This window comes from Bacillus sp. SD088 (assembly GCF_017355205.1).
Classification (GTDB): domain Bacteria; phylum Bacillota; class Bacilli; order Bacillales; family Bacillaceae_C; genus Lederbergia.
Genome location: NZ_JADIJK010000078.1, coordinates 1 through 233 on the forward strand (window position 1 = coordinate 1; position 233 = coordinate 233).

Below are 233 nucleotides of genomic sequence, written 5' to 3' on the forward strand. Positions count from 1 at the left end.
AGTACCTAGAAGAATTCGCTTTGATAACTTATCCCCTGCGGTGAAAAGGATTTTCCCACATGGTAGGCGTGAATTAACGGATGGTTTCGAAAGATTTGTTTTACACTATGGCTTCGAATATGAATTTTGTAATCCAGGTTTAGGTAATGAAAAGGGTCAGGTGGAAGCTATGGTGAAATATGTCCGGAATAATTTCTTCTTACCGGAACGAAGGGTGTTTCAATTAGACGAAT

The 233-nt window shown here is 39.1% G+C and carries 1 pseudogene; it reads left to right on the forward strand.

The features are described 5' to 3' along the window. Nucleotides 1-233 (forward strand): annotated as a pseudogene (locus IPU53_RS24735) (IS21 family transposase); the annotation flags it as partial.